The 5,851-nt window shown below is 63.6% G+C and carries 4 protein-coding genes and 3 pseudogenes; 4 read left to right on the forward strand and 3 right to left on the reverse strand.

The features are described from left to right. The 3 genes and pseudogenes from PKD89_RS19395 to PKD89_RS19405 all read left to right on the forward strand — a co-directional run. On the forward strand, positions 1 to 588 hold a 588-nt coding region (locus tag PKD89_RS19395), incomplete at its 5' end, for an FAD-dependent oxidoreductase (protein WP_324332863.1). A 108-nt stretch (positions 589 to 696) separates the two neighbouring features. Then, positions 697 to 939, forward strand: a pseudogene (locus tag PKD89_RS19400) (IS91 family transposase); the annotation flags it as partial. Further along, a complete protein-coding gene (locus tag PKD89_RS19405) occupies positions 905 to 2,176 on the forward strand; it encodes a site-specific integrase (protein ID WP_349257393.1) in 1,272 nt (423 codons plus the stop codon). The pseudogene PKD89_RS19400 and the gene PKD89_RS19405, both read left to right, overlap by 35 nt. Positions 2,177 to 3,117: 941 nt before the next feature. Here the strand turns inward: PKD89_RS19405 and PKD89_RS19410 are convergent. From PKD89_RS19410 to PKD89_RS19420, 3 genes and pseudogenes are all read right to left on the reverse strand, one after another. Continuing rightward, on the reverse strand, positions 3,118 to 3,522 hold the full coding sequence (locus PKD89_RS19410; RefSeq protein ID WP_324332864.1) for a RidA family protein: 405 nt from the start codon (positions 3,520 to 3,522) through the stop codon (positions 3,118 to 3,120). Positions 3,523 to 3,551: 29 nt separating this feature from the next. Then, on the reverse strand, positions 3,552 to 4,913 hold the full coding sequence (locus PKD89_RS19415; RefSeq protein ID WP_067401762.1) for a flavin monoamine oxidase family protein: 1,362 nt from the start codon (positions 4,911 to 4,913) through the stop codon (positions 3,552 to 3,554). Positions 4,914 to 5,105: 192 nt separating this feature from the next. Next, positions 5,106 to 5,333, reverse strand: a pseudogene (locus tag PKD89_RS19420) (transposase); the annotation flags it as partial. Between PKD89_RS19420 and PKD89_RS19425 the strand changes: the two are divergent. Then, positions 5,315 to 5,752, forward strand: a pseudogene (locus tag PKD89_RS19425) (IS1595-like element ISCsp2 family transposase); the annotation flags it as partial. The pseudogenes PKD89_RS19420 and PKD89_RS19425 overlap by 19 nt on opposite strands. Positions 5,753 to 5,851: the final 99 nt, after the last annotated feature.

Below are 5,851 nucleotides of genomic sequence, written 5' to 3' on the forward strand. Positions count from 1 at the left end.
GACATCCAGATGCGCACCAACGTGCCGCACATCTTCGCCATCGGCGACATCGTCGGCCAGCCCATGCTGGCGCACAAGGCGGTGCACGAGGCGCACGTGGCGGCCGAGGTGATTGCCGGCGAGCTGAAAGGCGACGAGGCGCTGGCCAAGGCCGCCTTCAACGCCCGCGTGATCCCGTCGGTGGCCTATACCGACCCCGAAGTCGCCTGGGTCGGCCTGACCGAAGACCAGGCCAAGGCCCAGGGCATCAAGGTCAGGAAGGGCCTGTTCCCCTGGACGGCCTCGGGCCGCGCCATTGCCAACGGCCGCGACGAAGGCGTCACCAAGCTGCTGTTCGACGACAGCCCCGAAGCAGGATCAGGAGACGGCCATGCTGGCCGGGGCCACGGCAAGATCCTGGGCGGCGGCATGGTCGGCACGCATGCGGGCGACATGATCGGCGAGATCGCCCTGGCCATCGAGATGGGTGCGGACGCTGTCGACATCGGCAAGACCATCCACCCGCATCCGACGCTGGGCGAGAGCATCGGCATGGCGGCGGAAGTGGCGCATGGCAGCTGCACGGATGTGCCGCCTGCGCGCAAGTAAGTCCGCAGCCAAGCTACCCTGACAAGGCCCGAACTGGCGACGGTTCGGGCCTTGTGCTTTGCGTACCCAAACAATCGCCGCAGAATACTGTGCATTTGTACAGTATTCATGTCAGCCACTTCCAAGCCCAAGCTCTACAACCCACGCCACCCCGAACGCACGCTGCTCTACCAAACGGTAGCCGAGCACTACGAGACCTGGCTAGAGTTGGCCAGCGCGGGTCAGTTCGACGGCCAGGGCGACCACCACACCCCCAAGCCCTTCGTGCGCAAAGCGTTTGCCAAGTATCTTGAGTGCGGCATCTTTGCCCATGGCTTTGCCCGCGCTCGCTGCGGCGACTGTGGGCACGACTAGCTCGATGAACATCTGGCGGATCGCCATGGCCCACGTTGAAAGGCGTGAGCGTCGGGGCAAGAACGGCCAGGTCCTCAGGTCGTACCGCGTCCGCTGGCGTGGTCCGGATGGCAAGGAGCGCAACAAGAGCTTCAAACGCAAGGTCGACGCAGACCGCTTCGCCGCCACAGTGTCAGCCGATCTCGTGCGGGGACAGTACGTCGACCCCGACGCGGGAAAGATCTTGTTCGAGACCTACGCCCGGAAGTGGCTCGCAGCCCAGACGTTCGATGAAGGAACCCACGTCGCCGTCGAGCTGCGGTTCCGACTGCACGCATTTCCGGTGCTCGGGAACCGGAACCTGAACGATATCCAGCCGTCGACGATCCAAGGCTGGCTTCGCACCCTCACGGATCTCGCGCCGTCCTATCGACAGATCATCTTCGCGAATGTGTCGACGGTCTTCACAGCTGCGGTCGACGACTCCTTGATCGTCGCCAACCCGTGTCGAGCACGCTCCGTTCGCCGTCCGAGGCGCGGGCACCACAAGGTCGTGCCCTGGACCCGGGATCGGGTGCTCGCCGTCCGTGACGAGTTGCCGGCGCGCTATCAGCTCATGGTCTGGCTCGGTGCCGGACTCGGGATGCGACAGGGCGAGATCTTCGGCCTCTCTCCCCAGGACATCGACATCGAGCGTGGCGAGGTGCACGTTCGGCGCCAGGTGAAGCTCGTCGGCAACAAGCAGATGTTCGGTCTGCCGAAGGGACGGAAGGTGCGCGACGTGCCGCTTCCCGATGCGGTCCTGGAGGCGATCAACTCGCACATGACCGCCTATCCGCCGATCGAGGTGACTCTCCCGTGGGACAGGACGGATGGGAAGCCCATGACCTTCTCGTTGCTCCTTTACAGCCGCGAGAAGAAGGCGCTGGGCCGGAACTACATCAACACCTTCATCTGGAAGCCGGCGCTGAAGCGAGCAGGCGTGCCGGTGACACGCGAGAACGGCAGCCACGCTCTCCGGCACTTCTACGCCAGCACAGCGCTCCATGAAGGTGAATCGATCAAGGCCCTCAGTGAGTACCTCGGTCACGCCGACCCCGGCTTCACCCTGCGCACCTACACCCACCTCGTCGAGGACAGCGCCGAGCGCACCAAGCGAGCCGTCGACGCAGTATTTGGTCATCGTGCATCGGGGCCCGGCGAGGAACAAGAGCAATCGGACGACTGGCCCGTCGCAGGAGCAGATACAGACTGAACGACGGAAAGTGATCGCGAGGCCGGCTGATCGACAGGCACGCCCGCCGACCTGCGCCACTCGGACCATTGCATCACCTGTGACATGCGGCATCGTGCCCAGGGTCAAACGAGTTGAAGGGCGTGGCAGGCTGGCGAACAGGCATTCTGCGCGAGCAGACCACATGCGCTATGGCCGCTAGAGACGAAAGCGCCGCGACTCTAAGGACCAGCTAGAGCGCAATTCCGTCTCCCCGACGTGTGTGACCCGTAGTGCCCGGTTTCCCGAACATTCCAACCAACCCAGTTCGATGAGGCGTGCCGTCAGCACACGGGCGAAGTCGCCCGCGAGGTGTTGGCCCGGCTCGCTGGAGTCGCCGTGGGATCGCAAACGTGTCCCTTCGGCGAACACGAGTCCGACCGCCTGGAGGGCTTGCGCGCCCGCTTGCGTCAGCCTGAATCGAACGGCGCTAGCTCCAGACGCCCGACAACCGGTCAGTTTTTCAAGCGCCGGTGTTGACCAGTCTTAGAGCGCCGCCCACAAGAGCAACATGATTCATTACTCCGACACGACGACAATCCCTCGCCCGGGGATCGCCACGCACGATGGAAGTTCATTTGCCAAGGGCACAGCGCCTGTCCGAGATAGCTGAACGGGTGTCAACAACGTGGCACGAGGGTCTGCCCCTCGAGTTCCACCCTTCGGGAAGCGGGCCGCATTTCTCGACGCTCGGTCACGTATTGCGGCTGTGCGCACGCTCGTCCTCTCGGGAGTTTTGAAAGAACGAATTCGTCGGCTTCCCGGTGCCCTCAATGCGCCGACTGGTGAGGGCGCCGCCGCGCGGGGTCAGGAGGGTCACTACCCGGCCCGACCCCGCGCTCGTCCCAATCGCGCCTGGATCGCCTCCATCCGGTTTGCGGCCGGACGACAGACGAGGATCCACCGAGTGTGCATCGAGGTGCTCAACGCTGAGCGATGGCAGTAATCTCGACCACGAGCCCCGGAAGCGCCAGTCCAGTGACCCCGATTGCCGTCCACGCCGGAAATGGCTCGACGATGAACTCGTCCTTCACCGTCGGAAACCACTCGAGGATGCGGTCGATCTCGCCCACGTGGTGACTTGTGAGGCTGACAATGTCGGTGAAGTCGAGGCCGGCCTTCGCCAGGACCTCGCCGATTGCCGTGAACGCGATCCTTGCCTGCTCCGCGGGATCCTCCGGGGCAGCTCCGTTCTCATCGAGGCCGATCTGGCCGGCGATGAAGAGGAAACCACCAGCCTCGACTCCCGGCGAGAAGTGGTAGTCTGTGTAGTCCGCCTGCATGGATTCGGGAACGATGGAACGCCGGCGGCGACGTGATTCGGACATGACTTCTTCTCCCTTTGTCGGTCGTCGCATCAGGCCAGGCGGGCGAGGACGTCGCCCGCCGCGATCTTCCCTGCTCGTAGCGCCCCCTCGATGTAGCCCGACCACATGGGCGCAGCCTCGGTGCCGGCGAAGTGCAGGCGGTCGACGGGCTCACGCAGCGCCGACCCGGCGCTGCTTAGGAGCCCGGTGGGCATGAAGGTGACCGGCGCGCCGCCGGTCCACGGCTGAACGGTCCAGTCGGTCTCGTGCACGTAGCGGACGTCTCGCGCCTTGTCTCCGAAGTTGTTCACGAGAATCTCGATGAACCGCTTCTCGCGCTCGTTCGGTGACAGGGCATGCCAGGCATCGAGGTGTTTGCCGCCGATGAACCCCACGATCGTCGCTAGGGAGTCGGTGGGCTTGCTCCCATCGAAGAGCCAGAAGGCGAGATCTCCACACTCGAAGGCGGCCCCGGACAGGCCTCGCTCCTGCCAGAACGGCTCGTCGTACCGCACCTGGATCTTCGCGAGTCGGCCCATCGGGGCCCTCGCCTGCAGCTGGGCGCGCTTGGGCGGCAGAGGCGGATCGAAGATCATCCGGGAACCCGCGCTGGGCGGAGCCGCCAGGATCGCGAAGCTCGCCCTGAGCCTGCGCTCGCCCGAGAAGACCGTGACACCGGTCGGGTCCTGTTCGATCCTCGTCACCGGCCAGTTGAGGTGGACGTCGTCACCCAGCTTGTCCGCAATCAGCTCGGTTACCTGTCCCATGCCACCGATGAACCAGGCGACCTGCGCGCCACTGCGGGTCCCGATGAGCGACTCGATCCCTTCGCCCTGGTGGACGAAGTACGCCCAGTAGGCCATCGAGACCTCGGTTGTGCTGGCGCCATTGAGGATGTTGACCATGACCTCGTGGATCAGGCGCACCTCGGAGCTCTGGACGTTCTGCTCCAGCCACTGCGCCACCGTCATGGAGTCGAGCTCGCCCACATGTTCCGAAGCCCAGGGCGCCGCCCAGCCCAGGCGAGTGCCCACCTCGTCGAGCAGCTCGAAGGACCTCGACAGCTCGCCTGCCCAGCTCGCGCCGGACGGGACCTGGTCCTCCTCACCTACTTCCACATCTCCGTTGAAGACGAACAGGTCGTTGCCGGGCTTCACGGATGAGACCGTCTCTAGGCCGAGCTCGGCGCCCAGCTCGGGCAGCAGGACGTGTGTCTCGCCGATCCATTGGCCTCCGAAGTCGATCGGTCCGCCGGGCGCGTCCGACTTGGTCGACCAGGTGCGGCCGCCGACTCGATCCTTCGCCTCCACGAGTTTGACCCTCACACCCTGGTCGTGCAGCAGCTTCGCCGCATACGAGCCAGAAGGGCCGGCCCCGATCACGATGACATCTGCATCTGTTTGGTTGCTCATTGTCTACTCCTTGATGATCACACCGCCGTCTTCGTCGATGATGCGCTTGACGATCTCAGGTGCTGTGCCAGCGGGTACTTCTCTGATTTTTGCAGGGGCTTGGATTTCAGTCGCGAGCATGATGTTCTCCGGTCGGTAGAAACTGTATGTGCTCCTGGTGTCCCGCGGAGCATGACCAGATCATACCTGAATTCAACACATAAGTGCAACGCTCACCCCTGTATGCACTTCGTACGGCGTCTTCCAGCCCAAGCGCTTGCGCGGGCGTAGATTGATCCTCGCTACTGTCCGATTGACGGCTTCGACGGTCAGCTTGCTGAAGTCGCTGCCCTTGGGGAAATACTGGCGGAGCAGACCGTTGGTGTTTTCATTGGTGCCACGTTGCCAGGATGAATAGGGGTCTGCGGTTACGCCGCATTGACCGAGACGCCGCCACCCACGTAATCCCCTTTGTGCAGGAGGTGGTCGAGCCTGGAGCCCAGGTACGCACGGATGGTTCGGCGGCATACCGCGCTCTGGGAGAACTGGGTTACACCCACCAGCGCACCGTCATGCTCGGCTCAGGCGTACCTGCCCATGTCTCCATGGCGGGAGTGCACCGGGTCGCCTCACTGGTACAGCGCTGGGTGCTGGGAACACATCATGGCTCTGTACAGCCAGACCACCTGGACGCCTATCTCGATGAATTCGTGTTCCGTTTCAACCGGCGCACATCCAGCTCACGCGGGATGCTGTTTTACCGCTTGCTGCAGCAAGCGGTGGTTACGCCGCCAGTGACGTATGGGGATGTCGTGAGCAAGAACACCGGGGAGAGCCAATCGGATACCATTGCTGGATGAAATCACAGTATCAATGGGGCTGCTGGAGCTAAATAGATACCCCTTGCATTTGTACAGTATTCATGTCAGCCACTTCCAAGCCCAAGCTCTACAACCCAC

This window comes from Candidatus Neomicrothrix sp., assembly GCF_035329545.1.
GTDB lineage: Bacteria > Actinomycetota > Acidimicrobiia > Acidimicrobiales > Microtrichaceae > Microthrix > Microthrix subdominans.

Coding starts and splice junctions, on each gene's coding strand:
- PKD89_RS19410 (WP_324332864.1), bottom strand. CDS start 3,522: ATGTCCGAATCACGTCGCCGCCGGCGTTCCATCGTTCCCGAATCCATG.
- PKD89_RS19415 (WP_067401762.1), bottom strand. CDS start 4,913: ATGAGCAACCAAACAGATGCAGATGTCATCGTGATCGGGGCCGGCCCT.